Annotated in this window: 18 protein-coding genes; 16 read left to right on the plus strand and 2 right to left on the minus strand. The window is 68.0% G+C overall.

Translation table 11 applies throughout. The features are described 5' to 3' along the window. The first annotated feature begins 142 nt into the window (after positions 1-142). The 15 genes from ppsR to AC5P9C_RS02815 all read left to right on the plus strand — a co-directional run bounded on the left by ppsR (position 143) and on the right by AC5P9C_RS02815 (position 15,052). A complete protein-coding gene (ppsR, locus tag AC5P9C_RS02745; protein WP_049464808.1) occupies positions 143-964 on the plus strand; it encodes a posphoenolpyruvate synthetase regulatory kinase/phosphorylase PpsR in 822 nt (273 codons plus the stop codon). Between the two features lie 175 nt (positions 965-1,139). Beyond that, positions 1,140-1,649, plus strand: coding sequence for a DUF1249 domain-containing protein (locus AC5P9C_RS02750; RefSeq protein WP_033833151.1), 510 nt, complete (start codon positions 1,140-1,142; stop codon positions 1,647-1,649). 42 nt (positions 1,650-1,691) lie between these two features. Then, positions 1,692-2,180 (plus strand): NUDIX hydrolase, encoded by a 489-nt coding sequence (locus tag AC5P9C_RS02755; RefSeq protein WP_049466582.1) that lies wholly within the window; start codon positions 1,692-1,694, stop codon positions 2,178-2,180. Positions 2,181-2,302: 122 nt separating this feature from the next. After that, positions 2,303-2,917 carry a DUF2239 family protein gene (locus AC5P9C_RS02760; RefSeq protein ID WP_049466581.1) on the plus strand — a complete coding sequence of 205 codons (615 nt, stop codon included), beginning with the start codon at positions 2,303-2,305 and terminating at the stop codon, positions 2,915-2,917. Between the two features lie 117 nt (positions 2,918-3,034). Beyond that, positions 3,035-4,396, plus strand: coding sequence for an MATE family efflux transporter (locus tag AC5P9C_RS02765; RefSeq protein ID WP_343542190.1), 1,362 nt, complete (start codon positions 3,035-3,037; stop codon positions 4,394-4,396). Positions 4,397-4,848: 452 nt separating this feature from the next. Beyond that, on the plus strand, positions 4,849-5,463 hold the full coding sequence (locus tag AC5P9C_RS02770) for a CDP-alcohol phosphatidyltransferase family protein (RefSeq protein ID WP_049466577.1): 615 nt from the start codon (positions 4,849-4,851) through the stop codon (positions 5,461-5,463). A 22-nt stretch (positions 5,464-5,485) separates the two neighbouring features. Beyond that, positions 5,486-6,550 carry a class III poly(R)-hydroxyalkanoic acid synthase subunit PhaE gene (gene phaE, locus AC5P9C_RS02775; protein WP_329853775.1) on the plus strand — a complete coding sequence of 355 codons (1,065 nt, stop codon included), beginning with the start codon at positions 5,486-5,488 and terminating at the stop codon, positions 6,548-6,550. After that, positions 6,547-7,614 carry a class III poly(R)-hydroxyalkanoic acid synthase subunit PhaC gene (phaC, locus tag AC5P9C_RS02780; protein ID WP_053462691.1) on the plus strand — a complete coding sequence of 356 codons (1,068 nt, stop codon included), beginning with the start codon at positions 6,547-6,549 and terminating at the stop codon, positions 7,612-7,614. The genes phaE and phaC overlap by 4 nt, the downstream gene beginning before the upstream one ends. Positions 7,615-7,666: 52 nt before the next feature. Further along, positions 7,667-8,041 carry a YfeK family protein gene (locus AC5P9C_RS02785; RefSeq protein WP_370596843.1) on the plus strand — a complete coding sequence of 125 codons (375 nt, stop codon included), beginning with the start codon at positions 7,667-7,669 and terminating at the stop codon, positions 8,039-8,041. Positions 8,042-8,106: 65 nt separating this feature from the next. After that, positions 8,107-8,310 (plus strand): PspC domain-containing protein, encoded by a 204-nt coding sequence (locus tag AC5P9C_RS02790; RefSeq protein WP_049466571.1) that lies wholly within the window; start codon positions 8,107-8,109, stop codon positions 8,308-8,310. Beyond that, positions 8,307-8,759 (plus strand): hypothetical protein, encoded by a 453-nt coding sequence (locus AC5P9C_RS02795; protein ID WP_057494650.1) that lies wholly within the window; start codon positions 8,307-8,309, stop codon positions 8,757-8,759. The genes AC5P9C_RS02790 and AC5P9C_RS02795 overlap by 4 nt, the downstream gene beginning before the upstream one ends. A gap of 720 nt (positions 8,760-9,479) precedes the next feature. Then, complete coding sequence (locus tag AC5P9C_RS02800) at positions 9,480-9,695, plus strand: hypothetical protein (protein ID WP_005417149.1); 216 nt, start codon at positions 9,480-9,482, stop codon at positions 9,693-9,695. Positions 9,696-9,902: 207 nt separating this feature from the next. After that, on the plus strand, positions 9,903-12,290 hold the full coding sequence (locus tag AC5P9C_RS02805; RefSeq protein WP_103281767.1) for a Tex family protein: 2,388 nt from the start codon (positions 9,903-9,905) through the stop codon (positions 12,288-12,290). Positions 12,291-12,497: 207 nt separating this feature from the next. Continuing rightward, positions 12,498-14,687: a PAS domain S-box protein gene (locus tag AC5P9C_RS02810; protein WP_049469873.1), complete on the plus strand. Its 2,190-nt coding sequence runs from the start codon at positions 12,498-12,500 to the stop codon at positions 14,685-14,687. Between the two features lie 62 nt (positions 14,688-14,749). Then, on the plus strand, positions 14,750-15,052 hold the full coding sequence (locus AC5P9C_RS02815) for a hypothetical protein (protein WP_049469872.1): 303 nt from the start codon (positions 14,750-14,752) through the stop codon (positions 15,050-15,052). 86 nt (positions 15,053-15,138) lie between these two features. On the opposite strand, the gene AC5P9C_RS02820 is transcribed toward AC5P9C_RS02815, so the two are convergent. After that, positions 15,139-16,239, minus strand: a complete 1,101-nt coding sequence (locus AC5P9C_RS02820) for a DUF5694 domain-containing protein (RefSeq protein WP_343540269.1) — start codon at positions 16,237-16,239, stop codon at positions 15,139-15,141. 468 nt (positions 16,240-16,707) lie between these two features. On the opposite strand from AC5P9C_RS02820, the gene AC5P9C_RS02825 reads away from it, so the two are divergent. After that, positions 16,708-18,531, plus strand: coding sequence for a methyl-accepting chemotaxis protein (locus AC5P9C_RS02825; RefSeq protein WP_049469863.1), 1,824 nt, complete (start codon positions 16,708-16,710; stop codon positions 18,529-18,531). Here the strand turns inward: AC5P9C_RS02825 and AC5P9C_RS02830 are convergent. Further along, complete coding sequence (locus AC5P9C_RS02830; protein ID WP_343540271.1) at positions 18,528-19,970, minus strand: GGDEF domain-containing protein; 1,443 nt, start codon at positions 19,968-19,970, stop codon at positions 18,528-18,530. The two genes, AC5P9C_RS02825 and AC5P9C_RS02830, sit on opposite strands and share 4 nt — an antisense overlap. Positions 19,971-20,261: the final 291 nt, after the last annotated feature.

Raw genomic sequence — 20,261 nt, forward strand, 5'->3', positions numbered from 1 at the left:
GCGATGCTCCGTTTGGCCATCGCCCGAGGCGGGCTGAGTGGCCGCGTCCGTAGGAAGAAGCCGATATGATGCCGGGCAGAGCACCGTCGGCACAAGCTTGTGCTGGCGGCCTTTTTAAGCTTCGTAGGGGGTAAAAGCGCGCATGTCGACCATCCGTCCGGTGTTCTACGTTTCCGATGGAACCGGTATCACCGCTGAAACCATTGGGCATAGCCTGCTGACCCAGTTCTCCGGGTTCAGCTTCATTACCGACCGGATGTCGTTTGTCGACGACCCTGAAAAAGCGCGTGAAGCCTGTGCCCGGATCCAGGCGGCGGGGGAGCGCTACCAGGTCCGGCCGATCGTGGTGAACTCCTGCGTGGACCAGAGCCTCAGCCTGATCCTGGCTGACAGCGGAGCCTTGATGCTGGATGTGTTCGCGCCGTTCATCGAGCCGCTGGAGCGCGAACTGGCCAGCCCGCGCCTGGCCCGGGTCGGCCAGGCCCATGGCATGGTCGATTTCGATACCTACCATCGCCGCATCAACGCGATGAACTTCGCCCTGACCCATGACGATGGGATTGCGGTGAACTACGACGATGCCGACGTGATCCTGGTGGCGGTGTCGCGCGCCGGCAAGACGCCGACCTGCATCTACCTGGCCCTGCACTACGGGGTGCGCGCAGCCAACTACCCGCTGACCGACGAGGACCTGGAAAGCGACCGCCTGCCGCCACGCCTGCGCAACTACCGGCGCAAGCTGTTCGGCCTGACCATCGACCCGGACCGTCTGCAGCAGATCCGCCAGGAGCGCCGTCCGAACTCGCGCTACGCCAACCTGGAGACCTGCAAGCGCGAGGTGGCTGCGGCCGAGACCATGTTCCAGATGGAGCGGATCCCGACCCTGAGCACCACCCATACCTCGATCGAGGAGATTTCCAGCAAGGTGCTGGCCACGCTGGGGCTGCAGCGCGAGCTGTATTGATCGTTCCCCGCGCTGCGGGGCTGCCGGCCAGCGGCCGGCACTACCGCGGTGGCAGCGACTCCCGCGCTGCGAGGCTGCCGGCCAGCGGCCGGCACTACCGCGATGAAAGCGACCGACGGGTTGGCTGTGGCTTGAGGCGCCCCCACGTTGAAGCACCAACGTGTAGGATCGACCCATGGCCCGAGCCTTGCCCCGTACCGAACGCATTCCCCGCCTGAGCCGGCTGAGCTGGCTCATGGGCCTGTACGCGGAAAACTACCGTCATCTGGTACGCCTGTTCGAGCCGGCGGGACTGGTCGCGGGCAGCTACATCTCCTCGATCGGTGACGGCCTGGATGTGCGCCTGGACGTGATCGAATGCCACCGGTACACGGTGGAACTGCGCCTGACCTACGACCTGGCCGACCCGGTCACCGGTGAGCCGGACCCGTCGGCCTACGTCCGCCTGTACCGTGATGCGCGCCAGGCCGAGACCACCCATTGCTACGTCGGCCGCCGCTGGCAGGACACCATGGGCCTGTATCCGCCACCGGCGGAGTTGATCAGCCATCGCATGCGGATGAACACCTTCCTCGGCAAGTGGCTGGAATACCTGGCCGAGCGCGGCCATGGCGTCGCCACGCTGCGCCGTGACCCCGATGGCGCCGGTGCGCCTGCCGAGCGCCGCCTGTCGCTGGTGCGCTGATCGGCCATAATCCAAGGCTGACCTGCCGCTGGATGCCGCCCCATGCCGTACACCCCGATCGTCGCCACCCTGGGCTACGTGCTGTCGCCCGATCGTCGCCAGGTGCTGATGATCCACCGCAACACCCGTCCGGGTGACCACCATCTGGGCAAGTACAACGGGCTGGGTGGCAAGATCGAAGCGGACGAGGACGTGGCCGCCAGCATGCGTCGCGAGATCGCCGAGGAAGCCGGCATCGACTGCACCGGCATGCGCCTGCGCGGCACCCTCAGCTGGCCGGGTTTCGGCAAGCACGGTGAAGACTGGCTGGGCTTCGTGTTCGTCATCGACACCTTCGAAGGCACCCCGCACGGCGGCAACCATGAAGGCACGCTGGAATGGGTGGACCTGGACAAGCTGGACACGCTGCCGATGTGGGAGGGCGACCGCAACTTCCTGCCGCTGGTGTTCGACACCGACCCGCGCCCGTTCCACGGCGTGATGCCGTACAAGGACGGCCGCATGGTCAGTTGGTCCTACAGTCGGCTGTGACCCGGCGAATCGGGGAGGTGCACCGAGGCTGGCACGCTTTTCCGGATAATTAATACCCGGGCAATATTGACGTCGACAAATTACCCGGGCAATATTTGTGCATCGCCTCTGATGCCCTTGCCATGCCTGCGTCCCGTCTTCCTCCTTTCAGTTGTTTCGACGGCCATCGCCTGGTCGCTTCCGGCACTCCGGAAGTGGCTGCGCTTGCCCTCAAGCAACTGCGCGCCAGCAACGCGGCCGGGCCGTTGCTGGTGTTCGACAACGCCACCGGCCATACCCGTGATTTCGATACGCGCGGCAGTGATGCAGAACTGCTGTCGCGGGTAAGTGCAGCGTTTCCCGCCGTGGAGACGGATGCCGAGGTCATTGCCGAAGACGCACCCGCGGCCCCGCGTGGCCGTGGCCGCCCGAAGCTGGGCGTGGTAGCGCGCGAAGTGACGTTGTTGCCGCGCCACTGGGCGTGGCTGGCAGAGCAGCCGGGCGGTGCCTCGGTGGCACTGCGAAAACTGGTGGAGGCGGCCAGCCGCGCCGGTGCGGACAAGGACCGGCGGCGTCGCGATGCCGAGCGCGCCTATCACTTCCTGCAGACCATCGCCGGTGACCTGCCGGGCTTCGAGGAGGCCATCCGCATGCTGTTCGCGCATGACCGCGCGGGCCTGGAAGCGGTGCTGCATTCCTGGCCCAGGGATGTGCGCGACCACGCCCTGCGCCTGGCGTTCGACAGCGCCGACGGCTGAACCATCGCGCCGTCGTCGCGCGGCGGCGCCACCTGATCGCGGGCCACGGCCCGCTCCCCTGTGCTTGCTTTGCTGGCGGAAACGCCGGGCAGGGCAGCGCCTTGCCCAGAGAACCCCATGAACGCCCCTGTACATCCCACGCCCCCGGTCGCGCCGCCTCTGTGGCGCACCTACCTGGCCCTGCTGCTGCCGATGCTGCTGACCAACGCGCTGCAGCTGGCCGCAGGCACGCTGGACAACATCTACCTCGGTCATCTGCTCGGGACGCAGGCGGTGGCCGCCGCGGCAGCATTCTTCCCGGTCTTCTTCCTGCTGCTGGCCCTGGTGATGGGCCTGGCGACCGGCGCGATGGTGCTGATCGGCCAGGCCTGGGGCGCGCACCGGCCGCAACAGGCGCGGGCGGTGGCCGGCAGCGCGGTGGCGCTGATCCTGCTGCTGTCGGTGCTGGTGATGGCTGTGGGCGGCGGTGTTGCGCCACACCTGCTGACCGCGCTGGGCACACCGGCACCGATCCTCGGCGAGTCCATCGTCTACGCGCGCGTGCTGTTGCTGGCTGCACCTGCGTTCTTCCTGCTGTGGCTGGCCACCGCCGTGAGTCGCGCGGTGGGCGATGCGAAGACGCCCCTGCAGGCGCTACTGTTGGCCACCCTGATCGGCCTGCTGTGCACGCCGCTGCTGATTCTGGGATGGGCCGGCCTGCCACGGCAGGGGGCAGCCAGTGCGGCCGTATCGGCGGCGTTGGCCTCCCTGCTGGCCCTGGGCTGGCTGCTGTGGCGCTGGCGCCGGATAGGGCATCCGCTGGCACCGGGCCGTGAGCTGCTGCGTGCGATTCGTTTCGATGGCGTACTCATCCGTTCGATGCTGCGCATCGGCCTGCCGTCTTCGCTGCAGATGCTCAGCCTGGCCATCGCCGAAATCGTGTTGCTGGCCTGGATCAACCGCTACGGCTACACCGCTACGGCCGCCTACGGTGCGGTCAACCAGCTGATGAGCTGGGTGCAGCTGCCGGCGATGTCGCTGGGGATCACCGCCACGATTCTCGCGGCGCATGCGGTGGGTGCTGGGCGGACGGCACGGCTGCCGGCCATCGCCCGCACCGGGGTGCTGCTTGGACTGGCGACGCTGGGCATGGTGGTGGTGCTGGTTGTGATGCTGGCGCCCGGGCTGACCGGGCTGATCCTGGCGGCGACCGAAGTGCGCGAGCTGGCTGCGTCGCAGCTGCGCACTGTGGTGTGGGGCGTGCTGGCGATGGGAGTCAGCGCGGTGCTGGTGGGAGTGATGCGCGGCAGCGGCACGGTATGGCGGCCAGCGTTGCTGGGCATGATGGCGGTCGTGCTGGTGGAGCTGCCGCTGGCGATGTGGCTGCAGGCGCGGCACGGCCTGGCGGGTCTGTGGTGGGCGTGGCCGCTGGGATTGGCGGCGATGCTGGTGATGCAGGTGATGTGTTTCGCCCGGTGGCGGCGGGTGCACGCTGGGTAGTGCCGGCCGCTGGCCGGCATTCCGGAAGGGCAGGGGCAGCCGGCCAGCGGCCGGCTCTACCACTTCAGGGCCGCTGCGCCAGCAGCAGGTGGAAGCATCCGGCATCATCATCGCCGGTCACCAGGAATCGGACGTGGCGGCGGGCCCGCCGGTGACCATAGCGCCGACCTCGCGGCTTGGGAAGTAGGGAAACCCCGCTGTGGGGTGATGAGGAAATGTCCACGGTCGCAGTCGGTGAGATCCGGTTGTCCACAGGGGGTGTGGATTACGCGTGGGCAACTTTGTGGATAAGCCGCGACAGGCGCCACCCCCCTAGGCTGTCAAGATGGGTGGCGAAAAATTCACCGCCGGTGAGGGCGGGTGAGGGGGCGGTGAAGGGTGGGCCCCGTCAGCGCTGTCGCCAGCGGCGGCGCTCGCGGTAACCTGTGGGCCTTGATGCTCCGTGAGACCCCATGAAACGTCACTTCTCGATGCTGCGCGAATTCCAGCTGGCCGACTGGTTCACCCTGGCCAATGCTTTCTGCGGCACCGGTGCGGTGTTTGCCGCCATGCGCTTCCTGCAGGACGGCGAGCGTGGCTACCTGCTGTTCGGCATGGCGCTGATCCCGTTGGCCTTCATCTTCGACGCCCTCGACGGCCGCATCGCGCGCTGGCGCAAGTCCAGCTCGACCCTGGGGCGCGAGCTGGATTCCCTGTCCGACGTGATCTCCTTCGGCGTGGCGCCGGCGGCGCTGGCCTATGCCTGCGGCATGCAGGGCGGCTGGGACTGGCTGGTGCTGAGCTACTTCGTCTGCTGCGGCGTCAGCCGCCTGGCGCGCTACAACGTCACCGCCGAGGCGTTGAGTGGCGACGAGGGCAAGGTCACGTACTTCGAGGGCACCCCGATCCCGACCAGCCTGGTGCTGGTGATCGTGCTGGCCATCGCTGCCGGCACCGATGCCATCGGCGACCACATCTGGTTCGGCCAGTGGCAGATCGGCCCTTGGCAGCTGCATCCGATGGTGCTGTTGTTCGCGCTGTCCGGGTCGCTGATGATCAGCAAGACCCTGCGCATCCCCAAGCCATGAGCCAGCCCAGCGGAGGCCTGCGATGACCAGCTCGGCCCACGACGCCGGCAGCAGCGATTTCGAAACCTTGGCCCGGCAGTACTTCGGCGCCTGGGGCGACGCCCTGCGCCATGCGAGCACGCCCAGCGCACCCGCCGGTGACGATCCCGGCAGTTGGCAGCGGCTGTTCGACTGGTGGGGCCAGCTGTTGCCCGAGCAGGCGCAGGGCGCACCGGACGATGCCGTGCGGCGCTTCCGCGAACAGGCGGGCAACTGGTACGGCACCATGCAGGACGTCGCCGCACGTTTCGCAGGCCGCGACGCCAGCAGCGCTGAAGTGGCCCAGGCCTGGCGCGAGGCGGTGCAGGCGCAGGGCGACGGCATGCTGCAGTGGATGCTGCAGGGTGCCCGTGGCAGCACCCATGCCGGCGCCGCCGTGCCCGAATTCGCCGCGTGGCTGCAGCAGTTCCAACTGCAGGCCGGTCCGTGGCTGCAGAGCCCGGCGTTCGGCCCCGGGCGCGAGCACCAGGCACGCTGGCAGGCCCTGCTGCGGGCGCAGGAGGAATACCAGCAGCATTCGCGGGCCTACGTCGATCAGATCAGGCAGGCGCTGGACGAGGCCTTCGCGCTGTTCGAGCAGCGCCTGGCCCAGCACGAACAGCCGGGCAGCCAGCTGACCAGTGCGCGTGCGATGTTCGACCTGTGGATCGATGCGGCCGAGGAGGCCTACGCCAAGGTCGCCATGTCCGAACCGTTCCAGCAGGTGTACGCCTTGCTGGGCAACGCGCAGATGCGCCTGCGCGCCGGGCTGCAGCGCGAGGTGGAACAGATGAGCGAGCGCATCGGCCTGCCGACCCGCAGCGAGATGGACGCCGCCCACCGCCGCATCGCCGAGCTGGAGCGCAGCCTGCGTCGCCTGCAGGCGCAGGTGGCGGTGCTGGCCGGGACCGCCGAGGTGGATCCCGTGGCACAGCCGGCGCCAGCGAAGGTGAAGCCGGTCGCACGCAAGGCCGCGAAGAAGGCGGCACCGGCGAAGACGGCGGCTGCAGAAAAGACGTCTGCAAAGAAGGCCGCGCCTCGCACTTCCGCACGGGCGCGTGACCGATGAAGGGACCCCTGGGCTTCAATGCCGATGACCTGCTGCAGGAAACCCTGGCCATGCAGCGCAAGCTGATGGAAGGGCTGAAGCTGCTGCCGCAGGTGGAAGACGTGGACTATGGCGCGACCGCGCGCGAGGAAGTCTGGCGCGACGGCAAGGTGGTGCTGTACCGCTTTGTCGGCGAACAGGCGCCGACCCGGCGCACGCCGCTGCTGATCGTCTACGCGCTGGTCAACCGGCCGTACATGGTCGACCTGCAGGCCGACCGTTCGCTGGTGCAGAAGCTGCTGGCGCTGGGCCAGGACGTGTACGTGCTGGACTGGGGCTACCCGGATCGTTCCGAACGCTTCCAGACCCTGGAGGACTACCTGCTGCGCTACATCGACGGCGCGGTCGACGCGCTGCGTGCGCGCAGTGGTGGCCCGGTCGACCTGCTCGGCATCTGCCAGGGCGGCGTGTTCGCACTCTGCTACGCAGCGTTGCGCCAGCAGAAGCTGGGCAAGTTGATCACCATGGTCACCCCGGTCGATTTCCAGACCGCCGACAACATGCTCTCGCACTGGGCGCGGCAGGTGGACGTGGACCTGCTGGTCGACACGCTGGGCAACATCCCGGCCGACCTGATGAACGCCAGCTACCTGATGCTCAAGCCGTTCCGCCTGAACGTGCAGAAGTACGTCGGCCTGCTCGACATCCTCGATGACAAGGCGGCGCTGGAGGACTTCCTGCGCATGGAGAAGTGGATCTTCGATTCGCCGGACCTGGCGGGCGAGGCGTTCCGCGATTTCATCAAGCAGTTCTACCAGGCCAATGGCCTGATGAAGGGCACGGTGCGGATCGGCGAGGAAGCGGTGGATCTGTCGCAGGTGACGCTGCCGGTGCTGAACATCTACGCCGAGCAGGATCACCTCGTGCCGCCGGACGCTTCGCGCGCGATGCGTGGACGCTTGGGCACTGAGGACTACACCGAGTCCAGTTTCCGCGGCGGGCATATCGGTATCTACGTGTCCGGTCGCGCGCAGCGTGAAGTACCGGCCACGATCGATGGGTGGCTGAAGGCACGCGACGCGTAGCGCCTGCTTCGTTATTTGCAGCGTCGAGCCATGCTCGACGGCAGGGAGAATGATGATGTCGCACAGGATTTCGATGCTGCTGGCTGCGCTGCTGCTGGCCACCCCGGTCGCCCAGGCGGCACCCGGTGCAGACGCGCGGCGGGAGATCGCCCAGTTGATCTCCAGCCTGGACGGCTCGCAGTGCCGGTTCCAGCGCAATGGCCGCTGGTACGACGGCAGCGATGCGCGCGCGCACCTGCAGCGCAAGTACGACTATCTGCTGAAGAAGGACATGGTGGACAGCGCCGAGCAGTTCATCGAGCGCGCCGCCAGCCAGAGCAGCATGAGCGGCAAGGCCTATCGCATCCAGTGCCCGGGGCAGCCTGAACAGACCGCTGCCGCCTGGTTCGGTGCGCGCCTGCAGGCGCTGCGCCACCGCACGCCGTAGACAGGGGGGGCGGTGTAGAGTCGAGCCATGCCCGACTGCTTTCCCCGTAGCCCAGGAGAACCGCCATGAACACCACGCCGCGCACGCTGTCACGTTCATTGAACGACCGCATGATTGCCGGCGTGATGGGCGGCATTGCCCATCGCTTCGGCTGGAATGCGACCCTGCTGCGGGTGATCTACGTCCTGGTTTCGCTGGCCTCCGCCGCCTTCCCTGGCATCCTGGTCTACCTGATCCTGTGGCTCCTGATTCCCAACGAGGCCGATTGAAGACTGGAGCAACGCCCTGGCCGACTTGGCTGCGCGCGCTGCAGGTGCTGGGCGCGGCGTGGACATCGCCCAATACCCTGCTGGGCCTGATCGGAGGGCTGGCCGGCATGCTCGGTGGTGCGACGCTGCGCTGGAGCGCGCGTGACTGCGCGCTGGTGTTCGACCGCTGGCCCTGGGGTCCCGGCGGGGCGATCACTCTGGGCAACGTGATCCTGCACACCGGGCATGACCTGGGCATTTCCTGCCGCACCTATGCGCATCAGGCGGGGTGGGGCGTGGAACCGCTGATCCGGCTGGATGATCACGAACGTGCGCACGTGTACCAGTACATGGTGCTGGGGCCGTTGTACCTGCCGGTGTACCTGTTGTGCGGCGGGGTGAGTGCGCGCAATCCGTTCGAACGCGCGGCCGATCATTTCGCCCGGTTCGGGCACGGCTGGTGGCCGTAGTTTCCAGCCAACGGCGCAGCCCCTCGTGGCGTGGTCGCGGAATGCGTTTCATGCGATTGGGCCGGGCAGGATGGGTTCGCGGGACACGCCGTAAACCCGTCCATGGGGGCTCGATGGCGCCATCCATGGCGCCAACGGTCCCGCGAACCCACCCCGCCCGGCCCCTGACAGTTTCCGTGCGCGTCCAGCCACGGAGAAGAAATAGAACAGCAGAAGCGGGTCGCGCGCTGCGCTTGCTCGCAGCCGAGCATGGCCCTCTCTACAGGAAGCAACAAAGCAGCCGGCCAGGCCGCTTTTGCTTTTGATCTTTTTTTCTTCTCCGTGGGTGGAGGCAGCCACCAGAAATCTGTCAGCGGCCGGGAGGGTGGGTAGGGCGGGGTGTCCGCGGCATGGATGCCGCGGCCAAGCCCCCATGGATGGGTTCACGGCGTCCCCGGCCTACCCACCTTCCCGGCCAGCCCACAGCAAACCGGCTTTCCGCGACCAACCAAACCACCCACGAGGGGCTGCGCCGTTGGCTGAAATCCCCACGACTCGTTAGCCGGAAGTTAAAGATCCGTAAGCATTCTGCTGCGATCCCGCAGTCATCTGCATGCAACCGATCGTCATTAGCCTTCGTGACGTTCCAGTCAGGTTCGACGCGGTAAGCTCTTCCTCGATGAGCTCGCAGCATCGCTCGTCAAGTGCAGTAGGCAGTAGCAATTTGGAGGAATACATCACATGGCAATCGTTCTTTATGTCGGTGGTAGCAAGGATGGCGAGAAGGGCGTGGTGCCCTACGGCTTCAGCAAATCCCGCGCCGACACCGCGCTGGGGCCGGAGTTCTACACGGAGCGGTTCATGGAACTGCAGGGTGTCGGCAAGGTCCGCCTGATGGCCCTGGAAGGCATGCGTGACGACATCGTCATGCAGCGTGCCGCCCGCCACTACCGCTGACCTTCGCAACACGCGGCAGGGCGCGCCCACCATCGCGCGCGCGCGCCGGCATCCCAGCCCCGGGCCAGTCCGAGCCCGCTCCTTGCCAGGATGCCGGCGTCGACTCCGGCGACGCCGCTGAACCTCGCGCCCTGTCAATGCCTTGTCCGGCTCCGTCGTGGATTGCCAGAATGGGGTCTTCCCGTAACGCGGTTCAGACCTGAAGCAATGCACGACGCCAAGAACGCCCAGAGCGCGCTCGCCCAGCAGATCGCCCAGACCATCGCCGACGAGATCGGTGCCCAGTCCGCCCAAGTGCGCGCCGCCGTCGGCCTGCTCGACGAGGGCGCCAGCGTTCCGTTCATCGCGCGCTACCGCAAGGAAGTGACCGGCGGCCTGGACGACACCCAGCTGCGCAACCTGGAGGTGCGCCTGACCTACCTGCGCGAGCTGGAGGACCGCCGCGCGGCCGTGCTGGCCAGCATCGGCGAACAGGGCAAGCTCAGCGATGAACTGCGCAACGACATCCTGGCGGCCGATACCAAGAGCCGGCTGGAAGATCTGTACCTGCCGTACAAGCCCAAGCGCCGCACCCGTGCGCAGATTGCCCGCGAGGCAGGGCTGGAGCCGCTGGCCGATGGCCTGCTGGCCGACCCGACGCAGGACCCGCAGACGTTCGCGGCCACCTTCGTCGATACCGACAAGGGTGTGGCCGACACCAAGGCCGCGCTGGAAGGCGCGCGTGCGATCCTGATGGAGCGCTGGGGCGAGGATGCCGCGCTGGTCGGTGAACTGCGCACCTGGCTGGGCGAGACCGGGGTGATCCGCGCCTGCGTGGTCGAGGGCAAGGAGACCGAAGGCGCCAAGTACCGCGACTATTTCGATCATGCCGAGTCGCTGGCCAGGATTCCCTCGCACCGCTTGCTGGCACTGTTCCGCGCGCGCCGCGAAGAGATCCTGTTCCTGGAACTGGACCCGGGCAGTGATGCCGAGGCCGGCCACCAGTACGCCGAGGGTCGGGTGGCACGCAAGGCCGGCATCGCCGACCAGGGCCGCGCGGCCGACCGCTGGCTGCTGGATGCCTGTCGCCTGACCTGGCGCGCCAAGCTGCACACCCATCTGCTGCTGGACCTGTTCAACCAGGCCCGCGAGAAGGCCGAGGCCGAGGCCATTGCGGTGTTCGGCGACAACCTGAAGGATCTGCTGCTGGCCGCGCCGGCCGGTCCAAAGACCGTGCTCGGCCTGGACCCGGGCATCCGCACCGGCTGCAAGATCGCCGTGGTCGATGCCACCGGCAAGCTGGTCGCCACCGACACCATCTACCCGCATGAACCGCGCCGGCAGTGGGAGCAGTCACTGCAGACGATCAAGCAGCTGTGCGTGAAGCACAACGTTGAACTGATCGCGATCGGCAACGGTACTGCCAGCCGCGAAACCGACAAGCTGGCCGGTGAAGCGATCAAGGCCTGCGCCAACCCGAAGCTGCAGAAGGTGGTGGTCAGCGAGGCCGGGGCGTCGGTGTACTCGGCGTCCGAGTTCGCGGCCAGGGAGTTCCCGGGGCTGGACGTGTCGCTGCGGGGCGCGGTATCGATCGCTCGCCGCCTGCAGGACCCGCTGGCCGAACTGGTGAAGATCGATCCCAAGGCGATCGGTGTCGGCCAGTACCAGCACGATGTGGACCAGTACCGTTTGGCGCGGGCGCTGGATGCACGGGTCGAGGACTGTGTGAATGCCGTGGGCGTGTACGTGAACACCGCTTCGGCTGCACTGTTGTCGCGGGTGTCCGGGCTGTCGGCCACGGTGGCCGAGAACATCGTGCGCCATCGTGACGAGAACGGGCCGTTCAAGCGTCGCAAGGAGCTGCTCAAGGTCGCGCGCCTGGGCGAGAAGACCTTTGAACAGTGCGCCGGCTTCCTGCGCATTGCCGACGGGGATGAACCGCTGGACGCCTCGGCGGTGCATCCAGAAGCCTACCCGGTGGTCGAGCGCATCGTGGCCAGCACCGCGCGCCCGATCAAGGCGCTGATCGGTGATGGCAGCTTCCTGCGCGGCCTGAAGGCCGAGCAGTTCACCGATGCCACCTTCGGCGTGCCGACCGTGCGTGACATCCTCAGGGAACTGGAGAAGCCGGGCCGCGACCCGCGCCCGGAGTTCAAGGCGGCGCGGTTCGCCGAGGGGGTCGAGGACATCAAGGACCTGCGCGAAGGCATGGTGCTGGAAGGCGTGGTCAGCAACGTGGCTGCTTTCGGTGCCTTCGTCGATATCGGCGTCCACCAGGACGGCCTGATCCACATTTCGGCGCTCTCCGATACGTTCGTGAAGGACCCGCGCGATGTGGTCAAGGCCGGTGACATCGTCAAAGTGAAGGTGCTGGAGGTCGACGTGGCGCGCAAGCGCATTGCCCTGACCCGTCGCCTGGACGACACCCCCGGCCAGGCCACCAGCCGTCCGGGCCAGCGTGATGAACGCGGCCAGGCGCCGGGACCGCGCCGCGACGCAGGCGGCCAGAACCGCGGTCCGAACCGGGGCCAGGGGGCGGGCGGTCGTCCCGCCCAGTCTGCTCCGCCGGCCAACAACGCCCTGGCCGAGGCCTTCGCCCGCGCCAAGCGCAGTTGAGGATCGTGCCCCCCGTCACGCTTGACTCGTGGCGGGGGACTTGTCGGTTTTCCCCGTGATTGCGCACACTTGCGCCTGAGGGGGGCGTTCGGCCACCCCGCTGTCGCTGGGGAGGGCCATGACGCCAGCACCACCCGTCGCCTGTACCGGCGGCCGCAGCACCCTGCTGCGGTCGGCGCCTGCCTGTGCCGGCAGGGGACCGGATTGATGGCGGGCCAGGGCACCCACGGCAATGGACTGCTGGAGCGCCGCCTGCATGAGCTGGCGGAAGAGCGTCGCCGCCTGGCGATGATCATCGACGGTACCGCTGCGGGAACCTGGGAGTGGAACGTGCAGACCGGCGAGATGCGGGTCAACGCGCGCTGGGCCGAGATCGTCGGCTACCGCCTGGAAGAGCTGGAACCGATCTGCCAGAAGACCTTCCTGAAACTGGTCCATCCCGATGACATCGCGCTGTCGGATGCGGCGCTGGACGACCATTTCGAAGGGCGCAGCGACAACTACGCCTGCCTGCTGCGCATGCGCCACAAGAACGGCCAGTGGATCTGGATCCAGGACCGTGGCCGGGTGTTCGAGTGGGACGGGCAGGGCAGGCCGTTGTGGATGGCCGGTGCCCACGCCGACGTGACCGAGCTGCAGCAGGCGCGGCAGGACGCGGCCGAGACCCGGCAACGCCTGCAGGCGGTGGTCGATGCGTCCGATGAGGTGGCGGTGATCGCCACCGATACCGATGGCACCATCACTCTGTTCAACACGGGGGCGGAGCGGCTGCTGGGCTACAGCGCGGTGGACGTGGTCGGCCAGCGCCGGCTCGATGCTTTCCACGATCCGGGCGAGCTGGCGGCCTGGATGCAACCGCTGGTCGATGCCGACGGCAACCGTCCCGATGTGTTCGAAGCACTCAGTGCGCGTGCCGATGGACAGACCTATTCGCGGCAGTGGACGTTGCTGCGCAAGGATGGCCAGCCCCGCCAGGTGCGCCTGTCGATCAGCCGCATGGACGGTGCCGGGGGCGCGCGGATCGGCTATGTCGGCATGGCTATCGACATCACCGAGATCCTGCAGGCGCGCGCGGAGGCACGATTGTCGGCGGAGAAGTTCGCCGGCGCGTTCACCTCTGCCGCGCTGGGCATGGCGCTGGTCTCGCTGGAGGGGCGCTGGCTGGACGTCAACGACGCGTTGTGCAGGATCCTGGGCTATCCGCGCGAGGAACTGCTGCAGGTCGATTTCCAGCGCCTGACCCATCCCGATGACCTGCAGACCGATCTGGCCCTGGTGCAGGACCTGCTGGCGGGACGGCGCAGCCACTACCACCTGGAAAAGCGCTATCTCGACCGCGACGGCCGCATCATCTGGGCGCGTCTGTCGGTGTCGCTGGTGCGCAACGAGCACGGCGAGCCGCTGCATTTCGTGTCGCAGATCCAGGACATCACCGCCCAGCGCAGCAGCGAGCAGCGCCTGTTCGAAAGTGAACAGCGCAGCCGCATCACCCTGGACGCAGTGGCCGACCTGGTGATCAGCGTCAGCCTGGACGGGCGCATCGATTACGCCAATGCGGCTGCGGTGCGCACCCTGGCCGGTGATGGCGCATTGTCGCTGGCCGGGCACAAGGTGCAGGACGTGCTGGCGCTGACCACAGAGTACGCACCCGGCTCGGTGCTGGACGTGTCGGTGCTGCTGGACCCGGAGAGCAATGCGGTGGACCTGCACGCCGACCTGCTGCTGCGGCTGGGGACGGCCACGGTGCCGGTGGACCTGACCCGTGCCTGGCTGCGCGATGACGAAGGCCATGTGCGCGGCGCGGTGTGGGTGCTGCGCGACGACACCCAGCAGCGCGCGCGCCAGCGCGAAGCGCGCCACCTGGCCGAGATCGACCCGCTGACCGAACTGAGCAACCGCCGCGGCTTCGAGGTGCACCTGCAGCAGGCGATCACCCGCGTCGAGCGCACCGGCCAGGCGGCTTCGTTGATGTACATCGATCTCGATCGCTTCAAGCCGGTCAATGACACCTGGGGCCACCTGGCCGGTGATGCCGTGCTGTGGGCGGTGGCCAGCGTGCTGCGCCACGGCGTGCGCGATTCGGACGTGGTGGCGCGGTTGGGCGGTGACGAATTCGCGGTCATCCTGTCCGGTTGCACGCCGCGGCGTGCGGCGCGCATCGGCGGCGAGCTGCTGCAGACCCTGGCCGCGCTGTCCATTCCCTGGGACCAGCACCGGTTGCGGGTCGGAGCCAGCATCGGCATTGCGCCCCTGGCGGGCGGGATGAGCGTGGACCAGGCGGTCGCTGCGGCCGATGCCCAGTGCTACCGGGCCAAGGCGATGGGGCGCAACAACGTGCAGGTGCAGGGCGAGTTGTCCGAACGTCCGGGTGACGATCCCGACGCCGCCGAGGACTGATCTCAGCCTGTGAGAGGACGCGCGCGAATACTGCGCGCATCTCCACTCACGCAGGTGACCCCATGAATGCCTGGAACCCGGCTGCGGTACGCATGTTCATCCCGGCCCTGATCGGCTGGTGCCTGGCGCTGGCCGCTTGCCTGCGTACCGAACAGCTGCACGGCGACCTGCACGCACAGGCGTTGCTGCCCGTGTTGCAGCGGGGAGCGTTCGCGCTGCTGCTGCTCAGTCTGGCCTGCACGTTTGCGGCCTGCCTGTTGCTGTGGCGGCATGGCCGCCGTGATCGTGGGCGTATCGCTTCCGGCACGATGCCAGCGCGGCATCCATCAGCACGCGCCGGCATGGGGCGCGCCGGAAGGCAGTGATCTGCGGCAGCGGCCGCTGGAGATGCCCGCTGGCGCAGTGGATGTCCGGGGCGGCGCGGCCCGGCCATGCGCCGGCACCCCTTCCGTCAGCGCAATACGGCGTCCGTACTGACCAGCTGCACATCATGCATCTGGTTGAGGTAGGCCTCGTAGTAGCCCTTGTGCGAGGCACCGACAATGGTGAGCATGCGGGTGCCCGGGTGCTGGCCGAGCACGTCGCGCATGTTGGCGACCATGCGCAGGTTGCGGGTTTCCCAATAGCCCAGGTAATTGCGCCCGAAGGCCTCGGGTGACGGCTCGCCCAGGGCCGCGCCGAAGTCGCTGTGGTAGATGGTCATCGCCGTGTCCGCAGCGTTGTAGTTGCGGTAGAGCGCAAGCAGGCCGTCGGGCTTGGACAGGTGGGCGTGCAGCGCTTCGTCGGCGACGAACCGCGCCGTGGTCGCCGGGTTGTCCCAGGCCGCCTGGAGCGCCGCGCCATAGGCCTTCTCCCGGTCCTTCGGGACAGGCGTGTCGGCGGTGTGGTCATCCACCGACCACAGCCGTTCCAGGCCCAGGCGTGCCGCGAGGACGCCGGCGATCATGCCGGCCTCGTCGCGCCTGGCCAAGCGCCTGTCGAGGAACTGCACCAGCTCCGGCGTCAGGTTGTCTGCGGCGCGACGTTCATCGCTGGGCAGGCGCAGCCATTGCACCACGGCCGAACCGTTCTCGCCTGCGGCGAGGAACACGGCCGCGAGGCGGCGGCGCTGGGCCGGTGTCGGGGCTTTCGGCCAATCCGCGAGCAGGCGCTCCATCTCGGCATTGGCGCTGGGCACGTCCAGGCCGGTCGCAGCCTGGGCCGGTGCCGGGTCGATGCAGTAGGTCTCGACACTGTCAGCGTAGCGCGCGGGGTTGCGTCGCATGAAGTCGCATTGCATGCCGGACAGGTTCTCCACCGCGATGGCCGTCGGTTGCCATGCCTGAAGGCGCGCCAGCAGCGGCTCCAGCAGCGGCTCGAGATGCTCCCGCGTGAAGGTCTTCGGCAGGCCGGAGAGATGCGGGCTGCCCAGCACCATCACCTGGTTCGGGGGGCCGGGCGGTGGTCCTTTCAGCAGGTCCGGCTGGAAGGACGGGCGATAGGTGCCGTCGGCGGCAAGCGCGCCGGCGCTGCACAGGCCCAGGATCAGGAGGCTGGCCAAGCGTGGGAACATGCGATCTCCGTGTCAGGTGACGTCCTGCAGTCCGCTGCATGCTGGCCATTCCCCGTGGGCCGGGAATCTCCCGTTGGTCATGTAAACCTTCCTTGCTTGAACGGCATCCCCGCTTTCCGCGTGCGTGAGCGGAATGTGATGAAGATCGCGATTGTCTATCGCATCCCTGCCGTTGCATCTGAAGTTGCGACGGACGTCGCGTAATCCGGCTAAAGCCAACGATCACGTCGCCGATACTCCCTCTGGATCCCGCTCCCGTCGCCCGCTGCAGGACCCCAGGCTGCCCCTGACGGGTGGCCCGCGCTGTGTGTTCCGCCGCCCCCGGATGCAGGCCGCGCCCGCAGCAGGCGTGCTTGCCAGCCGCTCGCGGGGTGCCTGCAGGCACCTGTAGTCCCAAGCAACTGAAGTTGCCGCCGGGCATCCCGCCCGTCGGGTCGCAACCGCTTACCGGACACCGAGGATCAGACAATGCTCATTCCAGGCTTCACGGCAGGCGCGCAGGCGCCGGCCGAGCTGCATACCCGCTGGTCGCCGTGGCGTGCCCTGCTGGGCGCGCTGGCCCCCCATCCCCGCGCCGGCGTCGATGCGGCGGCCGATGCCCGTTCCGAACTCGAGGCGCAGGTCGCGGCGCTGCACCGGGTCCAGGCGGTCATCGAGTTCGCCCTCGATGGCACCATCCTGCAGGCCAACGACAACTTCCTCCAGGCGATGGGCTACCGGCTGGAGGAGATCCAGGGCAGGCACCATTCCCTGTTCGTCGACCCGGAGCACGCGCGCAGCGCCGAGTACCGTGACTTCTGGGCGCGGCTGGGCCGCGGCGAATATGACGCGGGCCAGTACCGGCGTTTTGGCAAGGGCCAGCGCGAGATCTGGATCCAGGCCTCGTACAACCCGGTGCTGGACCGGCAGGGGCGCCCGTACAAGGTGGTCAAGTTCGCCACCGACATCACGGCGCAGAAGCTGCAGGCGGCCGACTCGGCCGGGCAGCTGGCGGCGATCGACAAGTCGCAGGCAGTGATTGAATTCAGCATGGATGGGCACATCCTGTCGGCCAACGACAACTTCCTGGCCGCCACCGGTTACCGCCTGGACGAGGTGCGCGGGCAGCACCACGCGCTGTTCATCGAGCCCGACCATCGCGACAGTGCCGAGTATCGCCAGTTCTGGGAAAAGCTCGGCCGTGGCGAATACGATGCCGGCCAATACCGGCGGCTCGGCAAGGGCGGGCGCGAGGTCTGGATCCAGGCGTCCTACAACCCGATCCTGGACCTCAACGGAAAGCCGTTCAAGGTGGTCAAGTACGCCACCGATATCACCGCGCAGGTGCATGAGAACCAGGCCATGCAGCGCGCCGTGGCGCAGACCCGCGAGGTGGTGGCGGCTGCCAAGCAGGGCGACCTGACCCGGCGCGTGGCCACCGCCGACAAGAACGGCCCGATCGCCGAGTTGTGCGAGGGCGTGAATGCGCTGGTCGAGGCGATGGGCGCGATCATCGGCCAGATCAAATTCGCCGCCGACACCATTGCCGTCGGCGCCACCGAGATCGCGCAGGGCAACGGCGACCTGTCACAGCGCACCGAGCAGCAGGCCGCGTCACTGGAGGAGACCGCAGTGTCGATGAAGGGCCTGGCCGAGACCGTCCAGCGCACTGCGACCAACGCGCGCCAGGCCAGCCAGCTGGCCGGTGGCGCCGCCGATGTCGCCGCGCGAGGCGGCAGCGTTGTGCACGAGGTGGTCGAGACCATGGCGGTGATCAACGCGTCCTCGCGGCGCATCGTCGACATCATCGGCGTGATCGACGGTATCGCCTTCCAGACCAACATCCTTGCGTTGAACGCGGCGGTGGAAGCAGCGCGGGCAGGGGAACACGGCCGTGGCTTCGCCGTGGTCGCCACCGAGATTCGCGAACTGTCGCAGCGCTCGGCCAGCGCGGCCAAGGAGATCAAGCAGCTGATCGATGCGTCGGTGGCCAACGTCGGCGCCGGTACCGCTCAGGTCGAAAGCGCTGGACGCACCATGGACGAGATCGTCACCAACGTGCGCCGGGTCAGCGAGCTGATGTCCGAGATCAGCACGGCCGCGCAGCAGCAGAGCGACGACATCCAGCAGATGAACCAGGCCGTCGATCTGATCGACCAGGGCACCCAGCAGAACGCCGCGCTGGTCGAGGAAGCCTCGGCGGCGGCGCGCAGCATGGAAGAGCAGTCGGCACAGCTGCTGCAGACCGTGGCCAGCTTCCGCGTCCATGGCGTTGCCGGCCAGCCGCATGCGGCGGTGCTGCGCGCGGTCTAGGCGCGGCGGTCGACCTGTTGTTCCCCGGCCTCGACGGCCGGGGCGGCGTGCACGCAGTTGCGGCCGGCATGCTTGGCCCGGTACAGGGCCTGGTCCGCGCGCTCGACCAGGCTGCGCGGGTCACCCTGGTCGTGCGCGGCCTGCCAGGCCACGCCGATGCTGATGGTGACCCGGGCCTCGGCGGCGGGCAGGGCAGCGGCTTCCACGGCGGTGCGCAGGCGCTCGGCCAGGCCAAGGGCGTGGTCCAGGCCGTGCGTGGGCAGCGCCGCGATGAACTCCTCGCCGCCGTAGCGGGCCAGCAGGTCATCACCGCGTTGCAGGCAGGCGTCGAGGATGGCCGCGACCGCCTGCAGGCGGCGATCGCCCACGGGGTGGCCGTACGTATCGTTGAGCCGCTTGAAGTGGTCGATGTCGATCATCAGCACCGCCAGTCCCATGCCATGGCGGCGCGCACGGCCATGTGCGCTGCCGAGCGATTCATCGAAGCTGCGGCGGTTGCCCAGCCCGGTCAGCGGATCGCGGCGGGCCAGCAACGCCAGTTCGTCGCGCTCGCGCTGGATCTGGACCTGGGTCAGCACGCTGCGCAGGGCATAGCCGAGCATCGCGCCGATGAAACCCACGGTGGCCAGCGTCGGCTGCAGGCGTGCAACCAGCAGCGCCACCATCATCAACAGCAACGGCAGCATCAGCGGCCCGGCGGCGTCGACAATGCGCCGCAGGTTGCGGGGTACGCCGGGCGCCGGTCGGCGTCGTGTGCTGCCAGCCATCACCGCCAGCGATACGAACAGTGCGCTGATCAGCAGGTCTCCCCAGCCGCCGTCGGGCACCTGCGGCTGCCAGGTGGTGATGTAGAGCGCCAGCAGGAAGTAGCCCAGCGCGTAGATCGACAGCGCGCGGAAGAAGTCGCGACGATCGGCATCGTCCTCGGCCAGGAAGCGGATCAGCGCGAAGCAGAACACCAGGCTGTTCTGCACGCTGCTCATCGTCTGCAGGCAGTGTGTCCACAGCGCGCTGTTCAACGGCGCCATCGCGCGTGCATGCACGAAGTACAGCAACCACAGCAGCGTGATGATCAACAGGTCCACCGCACGGATCCAGCGGTTGCCGCCACCCGGGCTGGCAGCGACGTAGGTCAGTGGAATCCGGTAGAACACGTACAGGATCAGCGACGAAGCGGTCATCTGCGCAGGGGTGAGGCCGGCCACGTTGCGATACAGCAGGGCCAGCAGGGCGAGCGCGAACAGGCTGACGGCAGCGCCCAGCGTCCGCCATTTGCACGCCGCCCGGCGGCTGCCCCGAGCCCGCCGCACGCAGGCCAGCGCGGCCAGCAGCGGCGCGGTGATCAGCATCAGGTACGAGCCCACCGGGTCCTGCGGGCCGATCAGGGCAATGACGAGCGCATGCGCGACCATGAAAAACAGTGCCGCACGCAACGTCATGCATTCCCCCGCCCCCAGATCCAGCTGGGATCACGATAGGCAGAAGTACGTGAGGCTGGCAAGAAAAGTGTGCGCTACGTCTATCTATAACCTTGTCGGAGGTCGCAGTTGTGTGGCAACAGGGGGACGCAGCGCTGTCCGCGTGGGCTGCCTGCGTGCCCGGCACCGGGCCCTGCCAAGGCGGATCGAGGTCATGGACGGGTTCACCGCGGCGATGCGGCAGGTCGATTCCAGGGGCAGGGCGCGCAGCCGCGCGGGCAGGGCAGCGGCGAGCGTGGGTGGGGCTGGCGT

It is taken from the genome of Stenotrophomonas sp. YJH_SMC_10 (assembly GCF_059371555.1).